The organism is Agarivorans sp. B2Z047 (assembly GCF_023373605.1).
Classification (GTDB): domain Bacteria; phylum Pseudomonadota; class Gammaproteobacteria; order Enterobacterales; family Celerinatantimonadaceae; genus Agarivorans; species Agarivorans albus.
Map to the genome: position 1 here is coordinate 4,580,540 of NZ_CP088080.1, position 23,694 is coordinate 4,604,233.

At 45.0% G+C, this 23,694-nt stretch carries 21 protein-coding genes; 14 read left to right on the forward strand and 7 right to left on the reverse strand.

Annotation, left to right across the window (positions count from 1 at the left end):
- Positions 1–92 precede the first annotated feature (92 nt).
- The 5 genes from LQZ07_RS21135 (at position 93) to LQZ07_RS21155 (ending at position 7,570) form a co-directional block, all read left to right on the forward strand.
- Complete coding sequence (locus LQZ07_RS21135) at positions 93–3,812, forward strand: ATP-binding protein (protein WP_152784176.1); 3,720 nt, start codon at positions 93–95, stop codon at positions 3,810–3,812.
- Positions 3,809–4,468 carry a hypothetical protein gene (locus LQZ07_RS21140; protein WP_152784175.1) on the forward strand — a complete coding sequence of 220 codons (660 nt, stop codon included), beginning with the start codon at positions 3,809–3,811 and terminating at the stop codon, positions 4,466–4,468. Before LQZ07_RS21135 ends, LQZ07_RS21140 begins: the two co-directional genes overlap by 4 nt.
- Positions 4,465–5,679 (forward strand): phosphoenolpyruvate carboxylase, encoded by a 1,215-nt coding sequence (locus LQZ07_RS21145; RefSeq protein WP_249483344.1) that lies wholly within the window; start codon positions 4,465–4,467, stop codon positions 5,677–5,679. Before LQZ07_RS21140 ends, LQZ07_RS21145 begins: the two co-directional genes overlap by 4 nt.
- A 169-nt stretch (positions 5,680–5,848) precedes the next feature.
- Positions 5,849–6,529 carry a MaoC family dehydratase gene (locus tag LQZ07_RS21150; RefSeq protein ID WP_016403519.1) on the forward strand — a complete coding sequence of 227 codons (681 nt, stop codon included), beginning with the start codon at positions 5,849–5,851 and terminating at the stop codon, positions 6,527–6,529.
- Between the two features lie 54 nt (positions 6,530–6,583).
- On the forward strand, positions 6,584–7,570 hold the full coding sequence (locus LQZ07_RS21155; protein WP_016403520.1) for an alpha/beta hydrolase-fold protein: 987 nt from the start codon (positions 6,584–6,586) through the stop codon (positions 7,568–7,570).
- Positions 7,571–7,574: 4 nt separating this feature from the next.
- Here LQZ07_RS21155 and LQZ07_RS21160 read toward each other — a convergent pair whose 3' ends face one another.
- Complete coding sequence (locus tag LQZ07_RS21160; protein WP_040307593.1) at positions 7,575–7,916, reverse strand: 5-carboxymethyl-2-hydroxymuconate Delta-isomerase; 342 nt, start codon at positions 7,914–7,916, stop codon at positions 7,575–7,577.
- Between the two features lie 183 nt (positions 7,917–8,099).
- Here LQZ07_RS21160 and LQZ07_RS21165 point away from each other — a divergent pair, with 183 nt between their 5' ends.
- The gene (locus LQZ07_RS21165) at positions 8,100–8,705 is read left to right on the forward strand and encodes a GPR1/FUN34/YaaH family transporter (RefSeq protein WP_040307594.1); all 606 of its coding nucleotides are present in this window, start codon (positions 8,100–8,102) and stop codon (positions 8,703–8,705) included.
- On the opposite strand, the gene LQZ07_RS21170 is transcribed toward LQZ07_RS21165, so the two are convergent.
- Complete coding sequence (locus tag LQZ07_RS21170; RefSeq protein ID WP_152784173.1) at positions 8,638–9,588, reverse strand: DUF6279 family lipoprotein; 951 nt, start codon at positions 9,586–9,588, stop codon at positions 8,638–8,640. The genes LQZ07_RS21165 and LQZ07_RS21170 overlap by 68 nt on opposite strands.
- A 152-nt stretch (positions 9,589–9,740) precedes the next feature.
- Here LQZ07_RS21170 and LQZ07_RS21175 point away from each other — a divergent pair, with 152 nt between their 5' ends.
- From LQZ07_RS21175 to LQZ07_RS21185, 3 genes are read left to right on the forward strand one after another with little or no spacing between them, the layout of a single operon-like run.
- Positions 9,741–10,196, forward strand: a complete 456-nt coding sequence (locus LQZ07_RS21175) for a hypothetical protein (RefSeq protein WP_152784171.1) — start codon at positions 9,741–9,743, stop codon at positions 10,194–10,196.
- A complete protein-coding gene (locus LQZ07_RS21180; protein WP_152784169.1) occupies positions 10,193–10,804 on the forward strand; it encodes an SCO family protein in 612 nt (203 codons plus the stop codon). The genes LQZ07_RS21175 and LQZ07_RS21180 overlap by 4 nt, the downstream gene beginning before the upstream one ends.
- Positions 10,805–10,818: 14 nt before the next feature.
- Positions 10,819–11,265, forward strand: coding sequence for a copper chaperone PCu(A)C (locus LQZ07_RS21185; RefSeq protein WP_152784167.1), 447 nt, complete (start codon positions 10,819–10,821; stop codon positions 11,263–11,265).
- A 63-nt stretch (positions 11,266–11,328) separates the two neighbouring features.
- Here the strand turns inward: LQZ07_RS21185 and LQZ07_RS21190 are convergent, their stop codons facing one another.
- On the reverse strand, positions 11,329–12,522 hold the full coding sequence (locus LQZ07_RS21190) for an HD-GYP domain-containing protein (RefSeq protein WP_194164181.1): 1,194 nt from the start codon (positions 12,520–12,522) through the stop codon (positions 11,329–11,331).
- Positions 12,523–12,675: 153 nt separating this feature from the next.
- On the reverse strand, positions 12,676–13,098 hold the full coding sequence (locus tag LQZ07_RS21195) for a GAF domain-containing protein (RefSeq protein ID WP_016403527.1): 423 nt from the start codon (positions 13,096–13,098) through the stop codon (positions 12,676–12,678).
- A 99-nt stretch (positions 13,099–13,197) separates the two neighbouring features.
- Here LQZ07_RS21195 and LQZ07_RS21200 point away from each other — a divergent pair, with 99 nt between their 5' ends.
- Together LQZ07_RS21200 and LQZ07_RS21205 are read left to right on the forward strand one after the other, a co-directional pair.
- Positions 13,198–13,995, forward strand: coding sequence for a sterol desaturase family protein (locus LQZ07_RS21200; protein ID WP_152784163.1), 798 nt, complete (start codon positions 13,198–13,200; stop codon positions 13,993–13,995).
- Positions 13,996–14,144: 149 nt separating this feature from the next.
- Positions 14,145–15,053, forward strand: a complete 909-nt coding sequence (locus LQZ07_RS21205; protein ID WP_227981511.1) for a lysine exporter LysO family protein — start codon at positions 14,145–14,147, stop codon at positions 15,051–15,053.
- Here LQZ07_RS21205 and arcB read toward each other — a convergent pair.
- Positions 15,050–17,392 (reverse strand): aerobic respiration two-component sensor histidine kinase ArcB, encoded by a 2,343-nt coding sequence (arcB, locus tag LQZ07_RS21210; protein WP_152784161.1) that lies wholly within the window; start codon positions 17,390–17,392, stop codon positions 15,050–15,052. The two genes, LQZ07_RS21205 and arcB, sit on opposite strands and share 4 nt — an antisense overlap.
- Before the next feature lie 434 nt (positions 17,393–17,826).
- Here arcB and folE2 point away from each other — a divergent pair, with 434 nt between their 5' ends.
- On the forward strand, positions 17,827–18,750 hold the full coding sequence (gene folE2, locus LQZ07_RS21215; RefSeq protein WP_152784159.1) for a GTP cyclohydrolase FolE2: 924 nt from the start codon (positions 17,827–17,829) through the stop codon (positions 18,748–18,750).
- On the opposite strand, the gene LQZ07_RS21220 is transcribed toward folE2, so the two are convergent.
- A complete protein-coding gene (locus tag LQZ07_RS21220; RefSeq protein ID WP_152784157.1) occupies positions 18,751–20,568 on the reverse strand; it encodes a diguanylate cyclase domain-containing protein in 1,818 nt (605 codons plus the stop codon).
- A 107-nt stretch (positions 20,569–20,675) separates the two neighbouring features.
- Positions 20,676–21,584 (reverse strand): TIGR01212 family radical SAM protein, encoded by a 909-nt coding sequence (locus LQZ07_RS21225; RefSeq protein ID WP_249483346.1) that lies wholly within the window; start codon positions 21,582–21,584, stop codon positions 20,676–20,678.
- A gap of 215 nt (positions 21,585–21,799) precedes the next feature.
- Between LQZ07_RS21225 and LQZ07_RS21230 the strand changes: the two genes are divergently transcribed.
- Positions 21,800–22,177, forward strand: a complete 378-nt coding sequence (locus LQZ07_RS21230) for a DUF2750 domain-containing protein (RefSeq protein ID WP_016403537.1) — start codon at positions 21,800–21,802, stop codon at positions 22,175–22,177.
- A 125-nt stretch (positions 22,178–22,302) separates the two neighbouring features.
- Positions 22,303–23,589 (forward strand): tyrosine--tRNA ligase, encoded by a 1,287-nt coding sequence (gene tyrS, locus LQZ07_RS21235; RefSeq protein WP_152784155.1) that lies wholly within the window; start codon positions 22,303–22,305, stop codon positions 23,587–23,589.
- Positions 23,590–23,694 lie beyond the last annotated feature (105 nt).

A 23,694-nucleotide genomic window follows, 5' to 3' on the forward strand; every position in this document is an offset into this window, starting at 1 on the left:
TTCAAGCCCAAGTGTGGTTTGTTGTTTGATTATGGCAGCAGCACTTGCTTCAGTGGTGAGTGCTACGTTTAGTTAATTTAAAAGGATGCACTTTGTCTGGCTTATTGCGGATCATCTTGATCGATACTCACCTAAAAGGTGTGGTAGAACTTAAACTCGACCAACACAGCAATATATGTGGAACTAACGCCTCAGGAAAAACCACATTACAGCGTCTTATTCCAGTATTTTATGGCGAATACCCCAGCCGCGTAGTGCCAAGTACCCGCGACAGTTTCGAGCGCTGGTACCTACCACGAGAAGCCAGCTACATCATCTACGAGTACCAGCAATACAATGGCCAAGTTGCCCAAGTAGTCTTGTCATCGGGTCGTGAAGACCAAGGGGTAAAATACCGCTTTATTGGTAAGCCTTTTGAACTAGAAGATTTTATCGACAAACAAGACGAGCAAGGTACTTGGTTTTTGGCTCCCGCTAAACTAGGCCAAAAACTCAAGAAGCAAGAATTCAACGGCGCTGCCCTAGCCACTACCCGCTTTCTTAATACCAGAGAATTTCGTGCAATTATTCAAAACGATCGCAGCTTACAAAATGCCGGCGACAGCGATTTGAAAGCTTTTGCTCGCCAGTTTTCTATGTGCGATCCAAAGCATGGCCTGCGCCACATTGAAAAACTGGCCAAAGCAGTGCACTCCAAAGAAGGCAAAATGGAAACCATCAAATCGATGATTGCCGCCATTTTGGAAGAAGAAGGCGTTACCTTAAAACCAACTTGGGTAGATGCCAATAAAGCGCAAGCGTGGATCCAAGAAACCCGTTTAATCCAGCAGTTCGAAGCGATTCGCCCTAAGTTCGTAAAACTAGAGCAAATCAACCAACAACTGCTTGGCAGCGAAGCTCAGTTAAACCAGCTAGATAAAAACCTACAAGGCGATGAAGCGGAGCTATTTTCCCAAAGTGAACATAGCCAACGCCAGCTTAACCAATTAAAACAACAGTTAAGCGAACTAGAGCAAGAGTGGCAGAATCAACGCGAACAGCTTAACCAAGCCGTCTCTAGTGCCAATGCCGATGTTTCTAGTTTCGACAAGCAACTTAACCACATCGAAGATGATTACCAAGCTTGGCAAGATAAAAATATCGAGCAAGCACTTAGCGCGGTTGAGCAGCTACCACTTTGGCGTGAGCAAGTGCGAGAAGTTAGCGAACGCCACCAGCTGCTCACCGAGCAACACAGCGATATTGAAGCCCACTTCAACCAACGCAAAAGCGAAATCAACGAGCAGCTAAACTCGGCATTAAACAAACTGCATAAAAACAAAGATCAGCTGCAGCAACAGCTCAACCAAGAGAAGCAACAGCAACAAGCTGAGCTAAATAACGAACAACAGCAGCAACAAAAGCAAATTAACCAGGTTGAGCAAAGCTTCCAACAACAGCAGCATAAAAATCAGCTAGAACTTGCGCAGCTAGAGGCCGGCACCCTACAAATGGGCTATACCGAAGAAGAAAGCCGCCAGCTTAATATCATGGATAATCGCCTCGACGAGGCCAACCAGCAGCAACAGTTGTTATCTGCGCAAGTTCGCCAACACAACGAACAATTGCACAGCCTAAAGCAGCAGCGCCAACAAGCCGACCAAACTTTAGCCACCGCAAGCCAACAATCTCGCCAGCTAGAACAAAAGCTAAGTGGGCTAAAAGACAGCCTGCAACCGGCCGATGGCAGCCTACTGGCGCACCTACGTAGCGAGCACCCACAGTGGGAGCAAAGCATTGGTAAGTTAATTAACCCTGAGCTACTCAATCGTCGTGATTTAAAACCTCATAGCGAAACCAACCATCAAAGCGTATTTGGTCTAGCCTTAGATTTAAAAGCCATCGATGCCCCAGAATGTGCCGCCACAGAAGAGCAAATCAAACAGCAGATTGAGCAAATTCAGCAAAGCTTTAACGAAGCGCAGAAACAACTTAAACAAGCCGAACTAGACTTAAGTGACGCCAACAAAGCCGTGCAGCAGCAAGATTTGTCAGTTGCCGAAGCTACAGCGGCTCACCACAACAGTGAAGATCAACTGAAACGTCTACAAGAAGAAAAACAACTACTCAAAGAAAGCTTTTCTAGTGCCCTTAAACAGCGCCAAAGCGTTGGACTAGAAAAACAAACTAAGCTGAAAACCTATTTAGACAATGCGCAAACACAGCATCAAGAATACCTAGACGAGTTACGCAAACAACACCAAGAAGCCAAGCTAGAAAAAATGGCCTGGTGGGAAGAAAAGATTGATGCATTAGCCTTGCAACTAAGCCAAGCTCAAGACGCCATTAGCAATCGCCAAAAACAAGCGAAAGAAGCGCTAAAACAGTCGGAACAATGGTATCGCGGCGAACTGCAGGCACAGGGCTTAGATGACCAGCTAATTGTTGATTTAGCCAAGCAAAAACGCCAACTTAATCAACAAATTCAAGACGCCGAGCAGTACCGTGATGAAGTAAGCGAATACAAAATTTGGCATCAACAAGTGTGGTTAAACCAAAAACCACAACTTAACGATGCCCTTGCCAATGCTCGCCAAGCACAAAGCAGTGCTAAGCAAGCCCTTAACGAGCAACTGGCTCACTTCAAACAGCAGCGCGATAGCCAGCAAGCTGAGCTCAGCAAGCTTAAACAAGAACTAGAACAGCTTCAGCAACAATACAGCCAAACTCAAAACCTGTTACGAAAAATCAAACAATTGGCTTTACCCAAGCAAAACCAAGCAGACCAAACAGCAGAAGCTGCCGGTACACCCGCCGAGCGAGCTCGCCAAGCTGAGCAGCAAATTGTGCAGCGTAACCAGCAGCTTGAGCAAGTAAATGAATCGGTTCGCCATTTTGATAGCCTATTAGCGCAACAAGCTGGCTCAGACCTAAGCGAAACTTGGGAGCGTTCGCGTGCCGCATGCCGGCGCACCAACGAAGAAGGTGAAAGCACCCTCGCCTATCGTGAGTTAGTGCCACACCTATCTGAACTGTTAAACGGTTTAGTGCCGCAAAAAGTACAAGGCCTAATCGACCACGGTCGCAACCTAGGCATGAGCATTAGCAGCTTCTACCAAAACTTAAGCGACATTGACCAACGAATTTTGAGCCAAAGCCGCCGTATTACCCGCGAAATTGGTGAAGACTTAAGCCTAGATGGCGTATCTGATTCAGCAGTAAAAATTCGCTCTAAGATTAGCGAACTAGAGTTTTGGGACGAACTAAAAACCTTTGTAGATAACTTCCAAGCTTGGCAGCAGCAAGGCTTTAATCAATTGCCCGACGAAGACTACGCCACCAGCATGCGGGTAGCACTAGACATTATTGGTCGCAGCGCACTTAAAGAAGGGGTATCTCGATTATTGCTGATTGAGCTAACCCTGCGCGAGGGCAATAGCGACCTAGTGATCCGCACCGACCGCCAGCTTAATGAATCCAGTAGCCACGGCATGGCCTACTTAATTTTGTGTAAGTTCTTATTGGCCTTTACCCGCTTATTGCGTGGTAATGCCGATACTTACATTCACTGGCCAATTGATGAATTAGGCACCTTGCACCAAAGCAATGTGAAAAAGATCTTTGATGCCTGTGACCATAACCAAATTCGCATACTGGGGGCTTTTCCTAACCCAGAATCTGAAGTATTAGACTTGTTCACCCACCGCTACATCATTAACCGTGACAAGCGCCAACTGCAGGTTGTGCAGCCGCGAATTAATCCTTTACAAGAAAAGCTAAAAGCAGCCCAAGCGGCAAAAGCCAGTACTAAACAAGCGGAGGCTGAGCTATGAGTAAGTTAAGCGCCACCGGCATGAGCGAAACCGGACGGATTTTAGAAGCCCTGTTAAGTGGCCAATTTATCTGCCAAGTGAGTGACGAAGATGGTTTTCACTTTTTAGCCGAAGAAGCTAACCGCGAGCGCATCGACAGCCACTTACATGTGCTTAATCGTCGCCTTGCCAGTGCTTGTGAAGGCGAACTGTATTTTTGCGCCTATCGCGAGCTAGGCGACAATGAACACAAAGTGATAAGCCAGCAATTTAGCGAAATTGCCGGCAGCTTACTGCCGCTCACCGAGTGGCTAATTCTCAGCCAAGAAGCACAAGGCCAAGATAGCCCCATTAGTGCCGGAGTAGCGCTGCGTTTAAGCGAGTTGCAAACCGTGGTGGAAGACACCCCAGCGCTGCGTGAACAACTGGCAAAAATATCTCAATACAAGTTGTTTGGCTCAACCAGTAGCCAAGTAGATGGTCAACTTAAGCAAGTGTTTAAGCGCCTCTGTGAACAAGGCTATTTAGTTCGACCAAACCAAGAAAAACAGATCTACATTGCCACAGCAAAAGTGGACTACATTTTTGAAGTCATTAGCTTTATTGATGAAGCCGAAGGTCTAGGTTTAGAACAACAAGCCATGGATGCCATTGGCCAGCAGGAGCCCTTACTGTGAACCAACATTTGCAACAAGCTGGCTTAAAGCTATTTAAGCTGCTTGCGCGTCATGGCGAAAGCCTGATGCATGCTTACGTTAACGGCAAGCTAGATGAAAGTAAGCTAGACAGTAAACAGATTGATGCCTTACTCAAAGCTGGTGTTATTTGGCGCCCATCCGCCGACGAAGGCTTGCATTTAAGCTCTAACCTGCGCTCATTATTGGAAGAAGCCTTAAGTGATACTCGTAATCGGCAAATTGATTCTAATGTTGGCTCGCGCTTAGAAACTATTAAAACCTTGGCAGCACACTACAAAGAAGCCTTACATATTGGCGATTTAGCCGCAGCCGACGTTTATCTCAGCGATTTAAGCGAACACAGCTACAGCCTCACCGAAAGCCTGCGCCATAGCTCGCGGGTATTGTGGAGCCGGATCAACAATGAGTTTGGTTATGTGCCTAGCTTAAGCGCCAAAATCCGTGAAAATGAATTAGCTCAGCAGCAAGTGAGCGAACTGCTCAATAGCCTCGCCTTATTAAACTTTGATACTTTGAGCCAAATAGCTGGCGATATTCGCGAGCTTCGCCGGATCTTGGTGTTGAACCTAAGCCAAGCGGTTTACGACTGCACCCAAGAGCTAGCCGTTGTGCAAACACGCCTACTCACCTTACTAGGCCGTTTTCGCGAGTTACGTGGTAAGTCTCGCCTGCTTAAAGGTTTGCAGCTATTTCATGCTCAGCATCCCGACTTCAGCCCGAAAGACCCAACGCAACAACTCGATGTAGCGAGCTTATTTAACCAAGCCCCTGCACTACTATCCAAGGCCAGTGTTGATATTCACAACAGCGAACATGAACACGACTTATTGCTATCGCTTAGCCAGCTCAAGTTGCAACGTCACACTAAAGTTAGCGAAAGCGACACCGAACATGCGGTTTCTCTAGAAGGCGCCGAAGAGTTTGCCCTGCAAGAGCAAAAAATTAAGCAAGACGTTGAAAACTACCTGTTGGGCGTAATAGAAAGTGCAGCGGGCCAAACGGCTTTAGAGTACTATCAAGAACAGCACTTAGAATGGGATGCCGAGGCTTGGTTATACCAAGTGTGGGGCAGCTACCATGCTCTGCCAGAAGAGCAGCGTGACTACTTTGCGCTAGACCCCATTGAAGACCCACACCCAATCTTTAGCGGCAACCGGATTGTTCGCGATTTACAGGTATGGTTGCGTTAATTCAGCCAACAAATGTGCTTAGCTAACTAAGCACATTCTTGCCGACTAAATAAGCAGTGCCTATATTTAATTACAAGCACTTACGTTTTACCTATAGAAATATTTGACTGACTAATTCATTATTTTAGAATATGCCAGTTGTTGGGCCGGTACGCATTAGAGAGTAAATATGAAAGTAGTTGATTTTATTAAGAAAAAGCGTGAAATGCTAGCCCAAAACCCATTTGAATTGAAAGATTGGCTATCGCCTGCCATTCGCGATCACTGGATTGAGTTTCTAAATAAAGCTCATGATAGTCAATTAGTTAACTGGGTAAGAGAACACCAATTAAGCTCCAATGGTGAGCAACAAGCCAGTTTTAAAGAAACCATAGAGTTACATCCAAAAGCTGAAGCCTTGTTAGAAGAGCTGTCGATGCAGCTGGGTGAAGAAATCCACATTGGCGACTGGCTCAATGTCACCCAAGAGCGAATTAATCAATTTGCCGATGTCACGAAAGATCACCAGTGGTTACACACCGATCCGCAGCGCGCCGCAGAAGAGTCACCGTTTAAAACCACTATTGCTCATGGTTTTTTAACCTTGTCCTTACTGCCAGCACTTACCGAAAGTGTTGACCCAGACAAACCGCTTTATCCATCGGCAAAAATGATGGTGAATTACGGCATCAACCAAGTTCGTTTCCCTTACCCGGTTAAGGTAAATAATCGAATTAGAGCCCGTACCCGCTTAACCAAGGTTGTACCAATTAAGCGAGGTTTAGAGCTAGTAAAAGAAATTACCGTCGAAATTGAAGGCTGTCGTCGCCCAGCTTGTGTGGTGGAATCGGTAGTTCGTCTCTATTTTTAGTCGCCACAACTCGCTATGATGGTTCACGTTAGGGTTTAGTTAAAGGAGCTTAACGTGAACACAGCGCATTCTCATTCCATCTCTGTTCAGCAGCATACTCATCAAAATAAACCTTCCTACCAGTATTTGCTGAGTCAGCCTAGCTCGCTAGATAGCGCTAAACATTACCCTTTAGTCCTGTTTCTGCATGGTCGTGGGGAAATAGGCGGTGAGATTGAAAAGCTACTCAATTTTGGCCCCAATAGCTACTTACAACAGCATCACCTAGACGCTATTTGTATTAGCCCACATGTGCCGGAAGGTCGCGACGGTTGGGCCATCGCAGAGCTGATCAGCTTGCTCGACCAAATAGAACAGCAGTTTTCCATCGATAAACAGCGAATATATTTAACGGGTTTAAGCATGGGCGGTTTTGGCGTTACCAATTTAGCCTTAGCACAGCCACAGCGCTTTGCTGCCTTAAGTATATTGGCGGCGGGAGATCCTAATCGCTTAGCGCCGTGGTCATTAAACTTGCCAGCTCGCCCCGTTTGCGAAGAGCTATACCAACGCCTTAACCAGCTACCAATTTGGTTAGCTCACGGCTTAAAAGACGAAGTAATCCCAGCAGATTTTTCTGTAGAGCTAGCGCATAAGCTTGGTCAAATGGAGCGGCAAGCTCAGCTACAAAGCACGTGGTATCCGCAGCATGAGCACAATATTTGGGACGACTTTTACGCCACTAGCAGTTTTTGGACCTGGCTATTCGAACAAACGAATCCAAGGCCAAAAAGTGAGCGGCAAAGTCTTCAAGATTTAAGTCATCTTGCTGGTGACTACGGTAATCAGCATGACTATGTCAGCATTAGTTATTGCGAAAAACAGGGGCTTAAGCTGCTTTGTAAAGACTTACAAGACAACGAGCTCAGCTTCACTCTTTATCCGGTGACCAAAGATCTACTGTTTTGTGAAATAGGTTGCTTACGCTTTATCGAGCAAGCCAAGCACACTCAGCTAGCCCTTACTCGCCTCACCCTACTCGATAAATTTGAGTTAGGTTAAACCGCTAACTAATTCGTTTTATGTAGCTCTCGCGCTGAATATCTAACACTTCAGCGCTAATACTTTTTACCATGGGCAATTCTGCACCGAGTCCCTCTACTAGCGCAGTGGTTAAGGCTAGCTTTTGCTCAGTCGTTCTTCCGGAAAGAATGTGCAAACGCAGATGTAAGAAGCTGTGATCGTCTAAACCACTTAATACATCTTGATAAGCAATGGCTCGTAGCTTAATTGCCGCGGGCTCAAATTCACCGCTATTTTTCAGTAAATTAAAAGCCTTAGCTAAAACCTCACTAATAGTAATTTGCTCACTCAAGTCTTGAGAATATTCAACAATACAATGCGGCATTTTCGGTACTTTACACTTGCTAAAAATTTAAGCTTTACGATAGAAAAATTTATTTAGTAATACAATTTATAAAAACCAAGGTTTTGTTGATCTAGATCACACCTATCAAGTATGCTCGCTCAGATAATGCACGGCCTTTGGAGCACTGTGCTTTTTTTAACCTTTTACTTGGAATCATCGACTATGAGCAATACTACTACCGCTAACCCAGCCCCACTTGGATTGATGGGTTTCGGTATGACTACCGTGTTACTAAACATTCACAATGCCGGATTTTTTCCAATTGATGCAATGATTTTGGCTATGGGCATTTTCTACGGTGGTTTATCTCAAGTAATTGTAGGGATTATGTGCTTCAAACGCGGTGATACTTTTGGTACTACTGCCTTTACCTCTTACGGCTTATTCTGGTTAACTCTAGTCGGTTTGTTGGTACTACCTAAAATGGGCTTAGCCGAGCCTAGCCCTCACACCTTTATGGGTTGGTACTTAGCACTTTGGGGCTTGTTCACTGCGTTCATGTTTGTGGGCTCATTACGTTACCCAACAGCTAAACAAGTAGTATTCGGCAGCTTGACCATTTTGTTTGCGCTATTGGCAATTCGCGATTTCACTGGCAGTGAATTGATTGGCACTATTGCTGGCTACGAAGGCATCTTCTGTGGTCTGTCAGCTATCTATTTTGCAATGGCCCAAGTACTTAATGCTGAATACGGCCGTACTATTTTGCCTGTTGGTCGTCCAATGAAGTTTGAAGACAACAGTGCGCCACTAAAAGTGGCTGCGTAAGCCTTAATTGCTTAACTAGCTTTGCCACCACATCTGGCTTTGCAGGTTGTGGATTGTCTTCTATAAGTGATTGAAGATCTTCAATATAAGCGTCTATCTTAGCTAAGATATGACGCTTTTGTTGTTTATTGGCCAGCGCTAATACTTCGCTCATGCCTTGTGCCCACAATTGCCGATTATGATAGAAACGTTCAGCTAAGCCCGGCGGCCAGAGTGATTCTGAATTCACCATCAATACATAAAATTCTTGCTCAAAATTTTCCGACTGATTTTGTCCACTTAAAGAATAAGCCAGATATTGCTGCCAGCGACTTTGCACGTTGTGCCAATCGGCGCGAGTATCAATTAGCTGCTTAGCCAGCTGCTCTATTACCAGCTGTTGTTTGGGAGATACATCGCCAAGCCAGCGCTCAACACTGTTAGAAATGTGTTCAATACGGTAATCATAATGGCTTTGTTGGCGGTCGCTATCTTCGCGTTGCTCGGCTAGCTTAGCCATAAAGTCTGATAGTTGCTGCGAAGAAGCAGTTTGTGCGAGCTGCGCTACATCAAGATACACATGACCAGCCAATACTCGATAATGCTCTTGCCAAGCGTCAACTTGCTCTAATAATTGTTGTTGGCTAATACCACTATTGATTTGAGCGTGAAACAGCTGAAGCTGAGCCAAGTATACCGGCAACTGTTCATTCCTGTGCCATACCAGCCAGCTTTTTAACATGGGCTTAAAAGCTGCTTTTTGCTCGCTGTTCATTTCAATGTAATCATCGATGTACCAGTAAGCCAGCCAGTTAAGGTTGTTATACACAAAGCGCATACCACAAGCGCTCAGTAAGCCGCTGAGTATCAATATCAGTATCCATCTAAAAGGCTTCGTTTGCATAACACCTCCTTTAATAAACAGACCCAAAGAACCGGAAATAGTTCTCACTCTGCAGCTATTTAATTATTAAGGCTTGTAAGATTAATTCAAGCGGAGTAGATTAGCCCTACTTGCAATGGTGGCGTGAAACCAAGCACGCAATGGATGGTTAATTGGTTGGTTTAACTAAGAAATTATTACTGGTATTAGCAGTTATTGCTGGCGCTTTTGGACTTGGCATCGGTGTAAGTTATTGGCAGCAACAACAGCTTGAAGCACTAGACTTTGAGCACTGCCAACAATTGCATAATGGTCGCTGTGAGTGGCAAGTTGATGAGCAAACATGGCAATTAACTTTACCTAGTGACCAACTTCCCGCCATGTTAAGCCAGCATCTTGAGTTAAACACCAACCAAGAAAACCCTCCAAGCCTAGAACTCCGTTTACAAGGGATAGAAATGTACATGGGGGAAATCAAGCTGCAGCTCGAGCCCAACGAACATGGTCACTATCAATCGGATATTTTGCTGCCAATTTGTAACACTGGAAAAATGCGCTGGCGAGCAGAAATTGTTTCTTTAGACCCCACCCAACCTGTTGCTCTTAGTTTTGAGGTAGATAGCCAATGAAATACCTAGCATGGATTGCTCTAATTATTGTTAGTGGATTAGCCGGAGTTATGAGTTTTCAATGGTTTTCTGCAGACTCTAGCCCTAAACAAGCGGCGGTAAGCAATAAAGTGATTGCTACCGTACCCACAAACTTGTTCAAAATTACCAGTAGTGACGGGCGCTTTACTGAACTGAACAACGATAAACAGCTCTATATTGCTTACTTTGGTTTTACCCACTGCCCAGACGTTTGCCCAACGTCTTTAGCGGTACTTAGCGCTGCGCTGCAGGGGATATCAGAGCCACAACGCCAGCAATTGCAAAGCTTGTTTGTGAGTGTTGACCCAAAACGTGATGGCCCAGAAACGGTTTCCACCTACGCAGGTTATTTTCACCCAGATATCGTTGGCTTAAGCCCGCAAGAAGGTCAGCTATTAGGCTTAACCCAAAGCTTGGGAGTATATTATAAGTATATAGATATTCCCGACTCACAACTGGAATACAGCGTTGACCACAACTCATTTTTTTATTTCTTAAATGCTCAAGGCGAGTTACTGGCAAAAGTACCACACACCCTAGACCCAGAGCCTTTAGTCACCAAAATTCAACAATTGCTTCCTCAATAAAATAAGGATTAACCATGCGCTCAATCTTGCTCGCTCTCAGTCTTTTATTTAGCGTTCACCTAGCAGCCAATGATGCCGCTATTACCGTTAACGACGCCTATGCGAGAGCCACTCCACCTAATGCGCCCACCAGCGCTATCTTCATGCAAATGAACAACAACAGTGAGCAAACGGTTAGCCTAGTATCGGCCAGCACGCCAGCAGCAGGTCGTGTGGAATTACACACCATGTTGATGGACGGTGATGTTATGCAAATGCGTCAAGTGGAAAAGATCGAGGTTCCTGCAGGTAAACAGGTAGAGCTAAAGCCGGGCGGTTTGCATTTAATGCTATTTGATTTAGCGAACAAATTTGCCGAAGGTGAAGAAGTGGAATTAACGCTGGTCTTTTCCGATGGCAGTCAGCAACAGCTCACAGTGCCAGTTAAAAAGGTGATGCACAAAATGAAGCACCATCACTAAAATTTCGACTATTTAAAGAGTTTATTGGGATTAAGTCTGCGCTTAATCCCATCTAATATTTGGCTATTCAGACAAGTATCTGTCTAAGGATATTCCGTAGTCACGCGCAGATACCGCACTTTCTATTTCTTCATGCGCATACTTACTTAGGTCTACTAACTTTACCTCAGTATGGGTGTTGGTTAGAGTATTAAACACTTGCTTAATCACAGGCTGTAGAGGCTTAAGCTCATTACGCTCAACCACTACGCCCAACTTACCCGATTTTAGTTTGACCAAGGTGCCGACTGGGTAGACACCCATGCAACGGATAAACTTTTCAACCAAGGCTTTATCAAACTGAGTACCAACTCCCGATAACAATATTCGGAACGCGGCCGTAGGCGGCATGCCACTTTTGTAAACTCGGTCTGCGGTTAGCGCATCGTAACAATCCACAATGTTGGCCATACGGGTATAAGCCGATAACTCATCGCCTTTTAACTGGTTTGGATAGCCCAGGCCATCCAAACGTTCGTGGTGATTACTGGCAATTTCAAGCATGATCTTGCTAATGCCTTCTTGCTCTTTAAGAATATTGTGGCTGTGCACCACATGCTCTCGCATAATCACAAACTCGTCGTCAGTTAACCGGCCAGGTTTGTGCAAGATCTCATCGGGAGTATTGATCTTACCAATATCATGTAACATTCCGCCCATTAGCAATTGCTTTTGCTTAGTCCGGTTCATACCAAGCGAACGGCCAAAATATGCCAGTAGCATCCCCACGTTAAGAGAGTGCTCCATCAAATACTTATCTTTGGCGCGAATTTTGGCCAAACACAACATGGCGTTACTTTGGTTTTCTAGGGAGTCAATTAAACCTTCAGCGGCTTTTTCCATTGGTTCAATGTCAATGGGTTCGCCTTGTTGTAGCTGCTTAAAATATTTGGTTTGTAAGCTTTTAGCTTCGTTAAACAGCTTTTTAGCAGCTTGCTTCTCGCTTTCACCGCTACGCTTCTTGGGTTTGCTACTTGAGCTGCTTATTTCGGTAGATTTTTGATCCGAGTCCTGTTCAGCAAATACGCTTCTGGACCAATCAACATTTACAACTTTTACCCCTTTATTCTTTAGAACTGTAACTTGCTTCGCCTGAGTAATACGCCCAGATTGAGCAATGCTGGTTTTGCCGGTTTGGCTGGTGATGGATACAACAAACATACCTTCTTTCAGGGCATCAATGTTGATGGTTCTTATATCGGCTTTAGGGCTTGTCATACGGCTTGGCAATCACTCATCCAAATTACGGCTAAAGGTAGAAAAACACTGCTTGAATAATACTAAAGCAATCAAAAAAAATAGCTTTCCTTAGAAGTGTAGATTGTTATCGCTATCAAAAAAGGGAAACGAAATGTAAATTTTTTCGAAAGTTTAATCAACTGCTAAATCTGCCAGTTCTAAGTATTCATTGGCTAGCACTTGAATTTTTTCCATATCTTTATCTGAGAACCCTTGTTTCTTTGGTTCTAAAGAGGAGAAATTAAGTGTTCCTATAATTTCGCCATGCTTGACTAAAGGAATGCCAATATAGCTTTCTAAATGCATAGCCTGATAACAAGGGTGTAAGCACATTTCGGTCATGGCGCCCACTTGGTGATAAGCCAATACCTTCTCCTGGCTTATCACATCAGCGCAATAGGTCATATCTACCGGAAACTCATCGCCAGCACGCACTAAATCAAGGCTAGAATAGGCCGCCAGCACTACGTAACGATTATCTTGGATATTGCTGATAATCCCTAGTTGCATGTCAAAGGCTTGAGCTGCATCCTTCAACCACTGTTGCACATCCATCGCTCACTCCAAAAAATTTCAAAAAAAGCTTATTAACAATAAGCTAATCTTAGCTTAGATTTGGTTGTTGTTTTAACAATGCTTAGTATACTTTGGTCCATGCAAACACTCGAGTTTTGGCGTTTAGGTATATTTGTTGGGCTGCTGGCCCTTTTTATGCTGCTAGAAATAGCTTGGCCACGGCACAAACGCAGTATTCCACGCTCCCAACGCTGGCCAGCCAACTTAGGGTTAGCCCTAGTGAATGGCTTATGTTTAAAACTGCTATTTCCTATCACCACTTTAGCGCTTGCTAGTTGGACACAACATCAGCAATGGGGCTTGTTTAATCAGCTAAACCTTAGCGCAGCCATTGCCGTACCTTTGTGCGTGATTTTGCTCGATCTGGCAATTTATTGGCAACATAGGTTATTTCACTCGCTGCCTTGGTTGTGGCGAATTCACCGTATGCATCATGTTGACCCAGACTATGATGTAAGCCTTGGATTACGTTTCCACCCTATCGAAATAGCCTTATCGATGCTGATAAAACTAAGCTTAATTACATTGCTTGGCGTGCCGGTATTGGCGGTGTTTTTATTTGAGGTGATACTAAATGGCATGGCGATGTTCAATCACAGCAATCTAAAGCTACCCTTAAAACTAGATGCATTTTTAAGAAAGTTGCTTGTCACTCCTGATATGCACCGAGTACATCATTCGCAAAGATATCATGAACATAATGCCAACTACGGCTTTAATCTAGCGGTTTGGGATAGATTGTTTCATAGTTATGTCGCTCAACCGCAAGATGGGCATAGCCAACTAAAATTTGGCCTAAGTCACTGGCCTAATGCTAAAGATAACCGCCAACTCAAAGGTTTATTAAGCCTGCCGTTTCGTTCACCGAGCAAATAAGCTAAAGCCAATCAGCAATAGCTTAATCAGCTCAAGTTAACAGCTCCTACATAACCAAAGCGTCACCAAAAAACCTTTTACAAAACTCCACTTGGTGAGAGTCTCGGTTCCTTGCTATATTTCAGCTCCGCGCGAATAAGGAAATAGAGATGTATAGCAGCTTATTGATGATTTTAGGGGCATTAGTTGTCGGTTACATGATTCCCGTAAAACATCCCTCGGCCTTGCTTGCTATTCGCCGACTAAGTAGCTGGATGCTATATCTGATTCTATTTCTGATGGGTTATGGCTTGGCCTTTATTGATAACCTTAGCCAAAACATTATTCAGCTATTTAGCCAAAGCGCTGTATTAGTGAGTTTATTGCTCACCTTCAACCTGAGTGCCTTGTACTTTGTGGGGCGCTATTTGGCGATGCCAGCCGCGGAACCTATCCACAAAAAAAGCAATAACAAGCTCGCGATGTTTAAAGAGCCTGCGTTGCTTATCGCGCTGTTGATAATCGGTTTAGTTTCGGGCTTGGCTTACCAGCAACAATTACCCGCTCAGTCAGTATTGGCCGAATACGCTCTTATTCTGCTAATTTTTTGTATTGGCATAGAGCTGCGAAGTGCCGGTATTAGTGTTCGCCAGATGCTACTTAATCGACGCGGCCTAATTATTGCTGTGGTGATGGTGCTTAGCTCCCTACCTGCAGGAGCTATTACCGCTTACTTGTTCGACCTACCACTAAACCTAGGTTTAGCCATGAGCAGTGGTTTTGGTTGGTATTCACTATCGGGCGCTTTGTTAAGTAAAGCAGCAACTCCTTTAATTGGTAGTACTGCCTTTTTTGCCGACTTAAGTCGCGAATTAATTATCCTGCTATTAATTCCGGTTTTAATGCAGCGCTCACCCGCAGCCACTATTGGTTATGCTGGCGCAACTGCCATGGACTTCTCCTTGCCTATGCTACAGCGGGCTGGCGGCAACCAACTAGTGCCGGTAGCCATTGCCAGCGGCTTTATTCTTAGCCTACTTTGCCCGGTAATGATTTTACTACTAGTCAACTTAGCCTAGTGATTGTTATTAAAGTCGGCAATGGCCTTGTCTAATAGCTTCAAATCTTCTGGGTAATCGTGACTAAGTTGGTGGATCCAGTCTTCAACGTTATCCCACCACGCCGGTAGTTCTGGCGATTGAATTTTGTTGGCTAAACGCTGGATCCTCGCTAAACCTATCGAGCCCGCAGCACCCTTGATTTTATGCGCCTCAGAGGCAATGCCATCCTGGTCTTTTGCAAACAAGTTACTCTCGAGTACTTTCATGTAATCAGGCATCACTTGCTTGAACAAATTGATGCTATCGTTAAGCACTTTTACCCCAATGGTCTCGCAAAACTGCTCAACTAAATCTAAATCTAAGATCGGCATAGAGCTGCGACTTAATGCCTGTTTAGGGTTTACTGCAGGCTCTGCTTCTGGCTCTTCACCTATCGCAAACACACTATTAAAACAATGTACTACCGCATTGCGATTAATCGGTTTATGAATAACATCAACCATGCCCGCTTTAGCAAATTCGCTTTTGCTGTTTACCACATTGGCGGTAAGGGCCACCAACGGTGGCAAATGCTGCTCGGCGAACTGCTCCTGCCAACGTTTGGCAATATCAAAGCCCGTCATATCCGGTAGCTGAATGTCTAATAAAACCAGGTCGAAATTATCTGGGTCAAATACTTCTAACGCCTGCTCACCGCTCATCGCCACCTCAACATAGTGACCCAATTTTTCGAGAAGCGCTTTAGCTATGGTGACGTTTAGCTCTACGTCTTCAACCAGCAGAATATCTAATGGAGGATGATCAATTTGTTCTGCTTCATCAGGAATAGCATCTAAGGTGACCTTTAGGGTAACGGTAAAACATGAGCCTTCACCCTCTTTGCTGCTCACGCTAATGTCACCACCCATTGCCCGAACTAGCTGGCGAGAGACCGACAAACCAATGCCGGTACCGGTTGCTGATTTACTGCCTTCTACTTGGTAGTACATGGCAAAAATCTCTTCTAACTGATCCTGAGGAATGCCTGGTCCGGTATCTTCAATCATCAATTCAAGTTGCACTTCTTGCTCAGACAAAGGCTCGGATTTTATGGTTAAAGCAACTTCGCCCTGCTCGGTAAACTTAACCGCGTTGTGGGTTAAATTCCAAAGCACTTGGCGCAGGCGCGTTGGGTCGCCCATGATGCTATTAGGGATAGGACCAATTTGCTCGAAACGAAAATCTAAGCCCTTACTTTGTAACTGCATTTCAGTAAGCGTTTCAATGTCGGTGACTAAGGCTTTAAAGTCCATTGGCTCTAGCGATACTGCAAAGCGGCGCCGGTCTAGCTTATCTAAGTCAATAATATCGTTGAAAATATTACCTAGGGTAGTCGCACTCAATAAGATGGTATTTACGTGTTTGCGCTGGTCATCATTAAGTGGGGTGTCTAATAACATTTGGCTTAAACCCACTACCCCATTAAGTGGTGTGCGCAACTCGTGGCTCAGCGTCGAGATAAACTGAGTTTTATCTCGATTGGCCTTCTCAATATTAGCTTGATGGCGCATTCTCTCGGTAATGTCTCGACCAAAACCTAATAGACCTAAGCGGTTACCATTACGCCCATAAAATGGCACCTTACGTAGTTCAAAAAACGCTTTGCGCCCATCGGGATACTCTAACCATTGCTCGTAGGTAAGTTGTTCATCGTTATCAAATACTTGGTGGTCGGTCTCAACAATTTTATCGGCAATATCTTCCGGGTAAACATCGTAGGGAGTAAGGCCAATAAGTTGCTTTTCAGAGCGCCCAACCAACTGCTCTAACGCTAAGTTACAACCGGAGAACTGGCCTTGCTCATTACGGTAATAAACCAAGTCGGGAGAGCTATCGATAAAACTACGCAACAAGGCAGAGTGTTCTTCTAGCTCTTGCTGCGCTTGCTGGCGTTGCCTTACTTCTTGTTCTAAGTTGGCCATGGCTTGGCCACGAGCAGCTTCGGCTTTCTCGCGCTCATCAATCTCATTATTTAGCTGGCTGATGTTGGCTTTAAGTTTATTAGTAAGCTGCAGGTCTCGAGAGCGCATTTTTTCAAGCTTACGGATCATCTTACTTAAGCGTTGGCGCGAGTCTTCAATTTGCTCTACTACCACCGACATAAAAAACACCGCCCACGGCGTAATAATTAAACCAAAAAACACCGAGCGAACTAAATCCACCGACGACACCTGGCCAGTAAGCGCGAAGGTAACACTCATTTGGATTGCCAAAGCCACTAAAATAATGGCGCTAGCTAAGCTTATGGTAAATTTAACTACGCCCAATCGAGATAATAAATGAACGTAATAGGTGGCAAGATTTTTCAGTGGCGTCATTAAGCCAGATTCCTTTTATAGCGCGAAGCAAGCTAAGCAAATGTTAGGGTCTGTTAATCTTTGCTGATGGTTTTTGCAGCAATTTCTTAGCCATTTAGGCAAGGCAGTGAGTGTACAGTTAAGTGGGCTTAACAATCACTCGCTAACGCTGAATAAATGGCTAAGAAATGGTGCCCGAAGGGTTCGGATAAGCGAACTTTACTCTTTGTTAAGCACTTCTTGCTTAGCCCACTAGGCTTCTAAGTGCTCGCCGCGATTAAAGCCCGCGTATCTCGAACAAAATTTCAACACCAAAGATCAACAGACCCTAGCTAATCCATAAAATATAGATGGTTAATATTAACCTAGCTTTTGTGGTATAACAGCCCATCTTTTTGTGTCATATAAATGCAATGAGCCCTAGCTCACGCATCCTGTTGTGGAGTACTAAGTGCATGTCTACTGCAATGCCTGACGTAGCAAACTCAAGCCGCGCCCAAACCGAAGGAAAACTCGATTGGGTAGGTATGAGCCAAATTGAAATGCCCATAATGCTGGCATTTGAAGCACAAGCAGCTAGCCGCGTGAGTGCTAACATTGAGGCCTTTGTCAGCTTAGATGACCCACAAGCCAAGGGCATTCATATGTCTCGTTTATATTTGATATTGGATCAATTATCTAACGAAGGCGTATTGGATTATGCTGGATTACACCGCGTTTTGGATCAGTTTATTGAAAGTCATCAAGATTTAAGTGAGCAAGCGCAGGTTCGCTTTAGCTTCGACTACCATTTGCGCCGTAAATCGCTGTTATCTGGCAAAACTGGTTGGAAGGCTTATCCTGTTGCAATCACTGCCACTCGTCACCAACAACAAACCACTATTGAGCTTGAAGTTGAGGTTCCGTACTCATCCACTTGCCCTTGCTCCGCCGCACTATCACGCCAGCTTATTCAGCAGGCCTTCAAACAACAATTTGCCGATGAGCAAGTTTCAAGTGAAGCGGTGCATCAATGGCTTGGCAGCAGTGAAGGCATTGTTGCTACCCCCCATAGCCAGCGTAGTATCGCTCAGCTAAAAGTTAAAATTGCCACTGAACATCAGGATATTCCCATTATCAGTTTGATTGATGAAGTGGAAAGTAGTTTAAAAACCCCAGTACAAGCCGCGGTTAAGCGCGAGGATGAACAAGAATTTGCTCGCCTCAATGGGCAAAACTTGATGTTCTGTGAAGATGCCGCTCGCCGTTTGCAGCACAGCTTGAATAACCGAGCAGACTTAGTTGATTTTTGGGTAAGGGTAAACCACCTAGAAAGCCTACACGCGCATGATGCTGTATGTGTTGTAACTAAAGGTATTGAGCAAGGTTACAGCGCCTAGCTAGGGCGCTGTTTTTGTATCCTCTATAGCGCTGTCTCCGGCGCTACAGTAGCGGGCTTTACCCTGATGTTTAGCACGATAAAGCTGTAAATCTGCCACCCTTACCAGTTCGCCATAATCCACACCTTGTTGAGGAATAACGCTGGCCACACCAATACTTACCGATACAAAGTCGCTCACATCTGAGAATTCATGAGGAATCTCTGCTTCTTTCATATTGCGCAACACGGTTTCGGCGATTTGCTTAGCACCTTCACAGCCAGTATTAGGTAGCAATATGGCAAACTCTTCACCGCCATAACGGGCCACTAAATCGGAGCCACGTTTCACTGAGCGACTGATTAACTTAGCCACTTGGCGCAAAGCTTCGTCGCCCTGTTGGTGGCCATAGTTATCGTTATATTGCTTGAAGCAGTCAATATCCAGCAATAACAAACTTAGCTCTACCCCTTCACGACGATGAGTTAGCCACAACTGCAATAATTTCTCATCAAAACTACGGCGGTTAGCTACTTGAGTTAGGCTGTCGATAAAGCTGAGTTCCTGTAACTGCATAATCGCGTCGGCCAATTGCTGCTCGGTGGCTTTACGCTCGGTAACATCACGAGTGATGAAGATAATGCCGCGCTCGCCACTCACATCATCAAAATAAGGGCCTTTAATCACCTCATACCAAATCTGGTGACCATCATCCAAGTACACTAATTCTTCATACCGGATCGGCTTGCCATCTTCTAAAATTTGACGGTTTTGCAACTGATGTTGTTCTAACTGTTCTTCACTAAGAACCTCGGTAAGGTGTTTGCCCAGCAACTCATCACTGGTAAAACCAAACATTTTGGCGAAAGGTTCGTTCCCGCCAACAAAGTTACCTTTATCATCAATAAAGCCCAATGGATCGGGGGTTGAGTTAAACACGGTGCGAATAAGGTTATTTTGCCGTCCCAACTCTTTCTCGGAGCTGATTCGGTTTTGGTTTTCATGTTCCAGTTTACGGTTAAGCTCGTGCCACTTGGTTACGTCGTAAGACACGTTAAGCACACCTGTCACTTCGTCTTGTTGGTTCTTAAGCGGATAGACATTGTTTTGCAGCAGGATTTGTCGGCTATCTGGCGCACTAAACCATTCGGTATGTTGGCAAGGCTCGCCCGCCAATACTTGGTCGTCATAGGTTTGGCTGCGCTCTAACTCATTACGGGTTAAAAAATCACTCAGCTTCTTACCGGCAAGCTCACCAGGCTTTAAGCCATGAAAGCCTGCCCATGCCTGATTACAGCCCAGCAAACGCTCATTAGCGTCTTTAAAGTAAATAAATTCTGGAATGGAATTAAGCACGTTAGCGAACAGTTTTTGCTCTTGCTCAATTCGATTTAAATAAGAATAACCTTGGGCGTTTTCGTAAGCATTAATGAACCAAACCTCTCGGCCATTATGCGCAGTTAAGCTAGCGTAAAGAAGCAAAACCCGAGTTTGCTGGGGGAAATTAACCAGCCAGTGAACACCTTCAATACTAGCCGAAGACTGATGGGGCTTTAGTAGTTCTAACAATTGCTCAAGGTGGGCAGAATCGAAGAACTGCCAATGTTTACCATTGTTAGCAAGCTGCAGTAACTCACAAACACGAGGATTAGCAAAAATAACCTGTTTGGCTTCTAGATCAATCATCAGTTGAGCAGCCGGCGACTTCACCATTGCCGCGCGCTGAGCACGCACCTTTCTGCGAGCTAAGGCCCACATAACAATAACAATGACTAGCAGTATGCTAAGTAATGCTATTGTTGCCTGCATCCAGACTGTTGGATAAAAGTTTTCGTGCATCGATTGTCCATTTTTTCTGCAACCGCTGCTACTTTACCTGATTATATGACATAAGAAAATAATCATTTACTAAACAAGCAATTAGCTCACATTTACTGCATCACATTCTAACTTAATGCGCTACCTTGGGGGCCATCAAAGGCCAACTTTTTGGCAATATCTGTGAGGGCTAACCACTTGTTTTGGCACCAATTTGGCGCCAGTAAAACCGGCGGCCGAGCATGGGCACTTACACGGTGATAAACCACATGTTCAGGGGTATGGCGAATAAGATTTACCGCTTGTTCAACGTAGTGCTGCTGGCTCATGGTATCTAGGCGGCCTGCTCGCCACGCTTTAGCCATGGTGCTGCCCTCAACCACATGTAAAGGATGCAACTTAATACCAGCAATATCTTCGGCAAGTACCGCCTTAAGTGATTGCATATAATGTTCAGGCTCTTCGCCCGGTAAACCCAAAATAAGATGGGCGCATACTTTTAAACCGTATTGGTGGGCACGGGCTACAGCCTTTTGAAATGCTGCAAAATCATGACCACGGTTTATTTTCTTTAAAGTTTCATCATGGGCAGTTTGCACACCTAGCTCTAGCCAAACTTCTTTACCTTGAGCCTGATACTCTGCCAGCATTTCTAACACCGCTTCGGGTACGCAATCAGGGCGGGTACCAATGCATAAACCCACCACAGACTCATCGGCTAAAGCTTGCTGATACATCCCACGTAAATATTCTACCTCGGCATAGGTGCTGGTATAGGCCTGAAAATAGGCTAAATAGCGGATGTCTTTATGCTTTAGCTCAGCCTTGCGTGCATCCAGCTGCTCGCCAATCGACATCATTTGCTGTTGCGGTTTAACAAAAGCATCTACGTTGCAAAAGGTACAGCCACCTTTACCAATACTGCCATCGCGATTTGGGCAGGTGAAATCACCATCAACACTTAGCTTGCGCACTCGCCCGCTAAAATGTTGCTTAATATGACGACCTAAGGTGTTTACATATAAATCTAGCTGCACAGCTTTCACTCTTAAATAAGGTGGGAAAAACCCAAAACGGCGGCTAGTTTACTGGCAGGAGCCAACTAGGTCTTAGTTGTAGATCAAGAGAGCACAAGATTTAAACATTAGATGATCAACAACAGTGCCCACAATTCCCCTTCAGCAAAGATAAACAGCACCTCTTGAAGCTGCTATACTGCGTGCCGCTAATATAGTCGCACCTAGGAATCAACATGAGCTCTCAAGCATTAATCGACGCAAACGACCGTCTAACCACTAAACAGCGTTATCAAAGCTTTATCGAACAAGCCCGTAAGGCCCAACAGGTTTGGACCTTAAGTGACGAACAGGGTTGTTTGATTATCGAAACCGGTGACGAAAAAGTATTACTGCTGTGGAGCGAGCAAGCACTTGCCGAACACTGGGCCAGTAAAGACCACGCAAACTTTAAAGCCCTAGCCATTAGTTTGAGTGACTTGACCGAGAAGTGGCTCCCAGGAATGGCCAACGATGGTTTTGACCTAGCAGTGGCTCCTAGCTTTGCCGGTGAAGGCACAATTGTTGCGCCCTTAGATCTTGCCGACGAGCTTAGCAGCGGAAAAATCAAGTAAGCCGAGTATTTACCGCGCTTAAGTCCACTAAGCAGTTTTTTTAGTAAGGACTTAAGTGTAGAATCTTCGGCTCGAAAATTGTTCATAGCGCCCAAACGGGTACAGAAATACATACAGGTTAAATTATGACGACAACGGTTAATCCATTATTAGAAGATTTGAAGGCGCGCGGCCTAGTTGCTCAATGCACTGCCGACGAAGAACTGGCCGAACACCTTTCTAGTGGAGCCCGCACCCTGTATTGTGGCTTTGACCCAACAGCCGACAGCCTGCACATTGGTAGCCTAGTGCCACTGCTTATGCTTAAGCGTTTCCAACAAGCTGGTCACAAGCCCTTGGCCTTGGTGGGTGGTGCAACCGGTTTAATTGGTGACCCAAGCTTTAAAGCCGCAGAGCGTAAACTAAACAGTGACGACGTAGTTACCGGCTGGGTAGGCAAACTGCAGAAGCAAGTTAGCCAATTTATTGAATTTGGCGACCAAGCAAATGCAGCCAAGGTAATTAACAACCTAGATTGGATTGGCAAAGTAAACGTGATTGATTTCATGCGTAACGTAGGTAAACACTTTAGCGTTAACGCCATGATCAAAAAAGAATCGGTAAAACAGCGTATCGACCGTGATGAGTCGGGTATCTCGTTCACCGAGTTCAGCTACATGTTGCTACAGTCTTACGACTTTGCCGAGCTTAGCGACAAAGAAAACACCACCTTACAAATTGGTGGCTCTGATCAGTGGGGTAACATCACTGGCGGTATCGACCTAGCTCGCCGCATGTATAGCAACAAAGTATATGGCCTAACAATGCCATTAGTGACCAAAGCCGACGGCACTAAGTTTGGTAAAACCGAAACGGGCACCATTTGGTTAGATCCTAAGCGCACCTCGCCTTACGCGTTCTACCAATTCTGGATTAACACGGCGGATGCCGACGTGTATTCGTTCTTGCGTTACTTCACCTTTATCGACGTAGCCGAAATTGCCGCCATTGAAGAGCGTGATAAAGTCGCCCAAGGTCGCCCAGAAGCGCAAGGTATTTTAGCCAAAGAAGTAACTCGTTTAGTGCATGGCGAAGAAGGCTTAGCCTCAGCAATGCGGATTACTCAAGCGCTATTCTCTGGCGACTTAGCCTCTCTCAGTGAGTCAGATTTAGAGCAGCTAGCCCAAGATGGTTTGCCTACCACTCAACTTGAACAAAGCGAAGCTGGTTTAGTTGAGCTACTTACAGCGAGTGAGTTGGCTAAATCAAATAAAATGGCGCGCGAATTTATTGGTAACGGCGCAGTGTCTGTAAACGGCGAAAAGCTAAACGACCCTCAGCTAACCCTGCAAGCCAGCGATGCCTTATACGGTAAGTATTCAGTAGTTAAGCGCGGTAAAAAATTATTCAGTTTGATCATTTGGGCTAAATAATTTTACTGTTAAGAGCAATCAGCCACGCTGATTGCTCGATTTATTCCCTTCAACACATTCTCCGCCGCCTCTGCTGTTGTTATCTGTCAGAAAAACCTTTTCTGA

Bases quoted from the DNA above. Each gene is read 5' to 3' on its own strand.
- LQZ07_RS21140 (WP_152784175.1), top strand. From the start codon at position 3,809: ATGAGTAAGTTAAGCGCCACCGGCATGAGCGAAACCGGACGGATTTTA.
- LQZ07_RS21150 (WP_016403519.1), top strand. From the start codon at position 5,849: ATGAAAGTAGTTGATTTTATTAAGAAAAAGCGTGAAATGCTAGCCCAA.
- LQZ07_RS21160 (WP_040307593.1), bottom strand. From the start codon at position 7,916: ATGCCGCATTGTATTGTTGAATATTCTCAAGACTTGAGTGAGCAAATT.
- LQZ07_RS21165 (WP_040307594.1), top strand. From the start codon at position 8,100: ATGAGCAATACTACTACCGCTAACCCAGCCCCACTTGGATTGATGGGT.
- LQZ07_RS21170 (WP_152784173.1), bottom strand. From the start codon at position 9,588: ATGCAAACGAAGCCTTTTAGATGGATACTGATATTGATACTCAGCGGC.
- LQZ07_RS21180 (WP_152784169.1), top strand. From the start codon at position 10,193: ATGAAATACCTAGCATGGATTGCTCTAATTATTGTTAGTGGATTAGCC.
- LQZ07_RS21185 (WP_152784167.1), top strand. From the start codon at position 10,819: ATGCGCTCAATCTTGCTCGCTCTCAGTCTTTTATTTAGCGTTCACCTA.
- LQZ07_RS21190 (WP_194164181.1), bottom strand. From the start codon at position 12,522: ATGACAAGCCCTAAAGCCGATATAAGAACCATCAACATTGATGCCCTG.
- LQZ07_RS21195 (WP_016403527.1), bottom strand. From the start codon at position 13,098: ATGGATGTGCAACAGTGGTTGAAGGATGCAGCTCAAGCCTTTGACATG.
- LQZ07_RS21200 (WP_152784163.1), top strand. From the start codon at position 13,198: ATGCAAACACTCGAGTTTTGGCGTTTAGGTATATTTGTTGGGCTGCTG.
- LQZ07_RS21205 (WP_227981511.1), top strand. From the start codon at position 14,145: ATGTATAGCAGCTTATTGATGATTTTAGGGGCATTAGTTGTCGGTTAC.
- arcB (WP_152784161.1), bottom strand. From the start codon at position 17,392: ATGACGCCACTGAAAAATCTTGCCACCTATTACGTTCATTTATTATCT.
- folE2 (WP_152784159.1), top strand. From the start codon at position 17,827: ATGTCTACTGCAATGCCTGACGTAGCAAACTCAAGCCGCGCCCAAACC.
- LQZ07_RS21220 (WP_152784157.1), bottom strand. From the start codon at position 20,568: ATGCACGAAAACTTTTATCCAACAGTCTGGATGCAGGCAACAATAGCA.
- LQZ07_RS21230 (WP_016403537.1), top strand. From the start codon at position 21,800: ATGAGCTCTCAAGCATTAATCGACGCAAACGACCGTCTAACCACTAAA.
- tyrS (WP_152784155.1), top strand. From the start codon at position 22,303: ATGACGACAACGGTTAATCCATTATTAGAAGATTTGAAGGCGCGCGGC.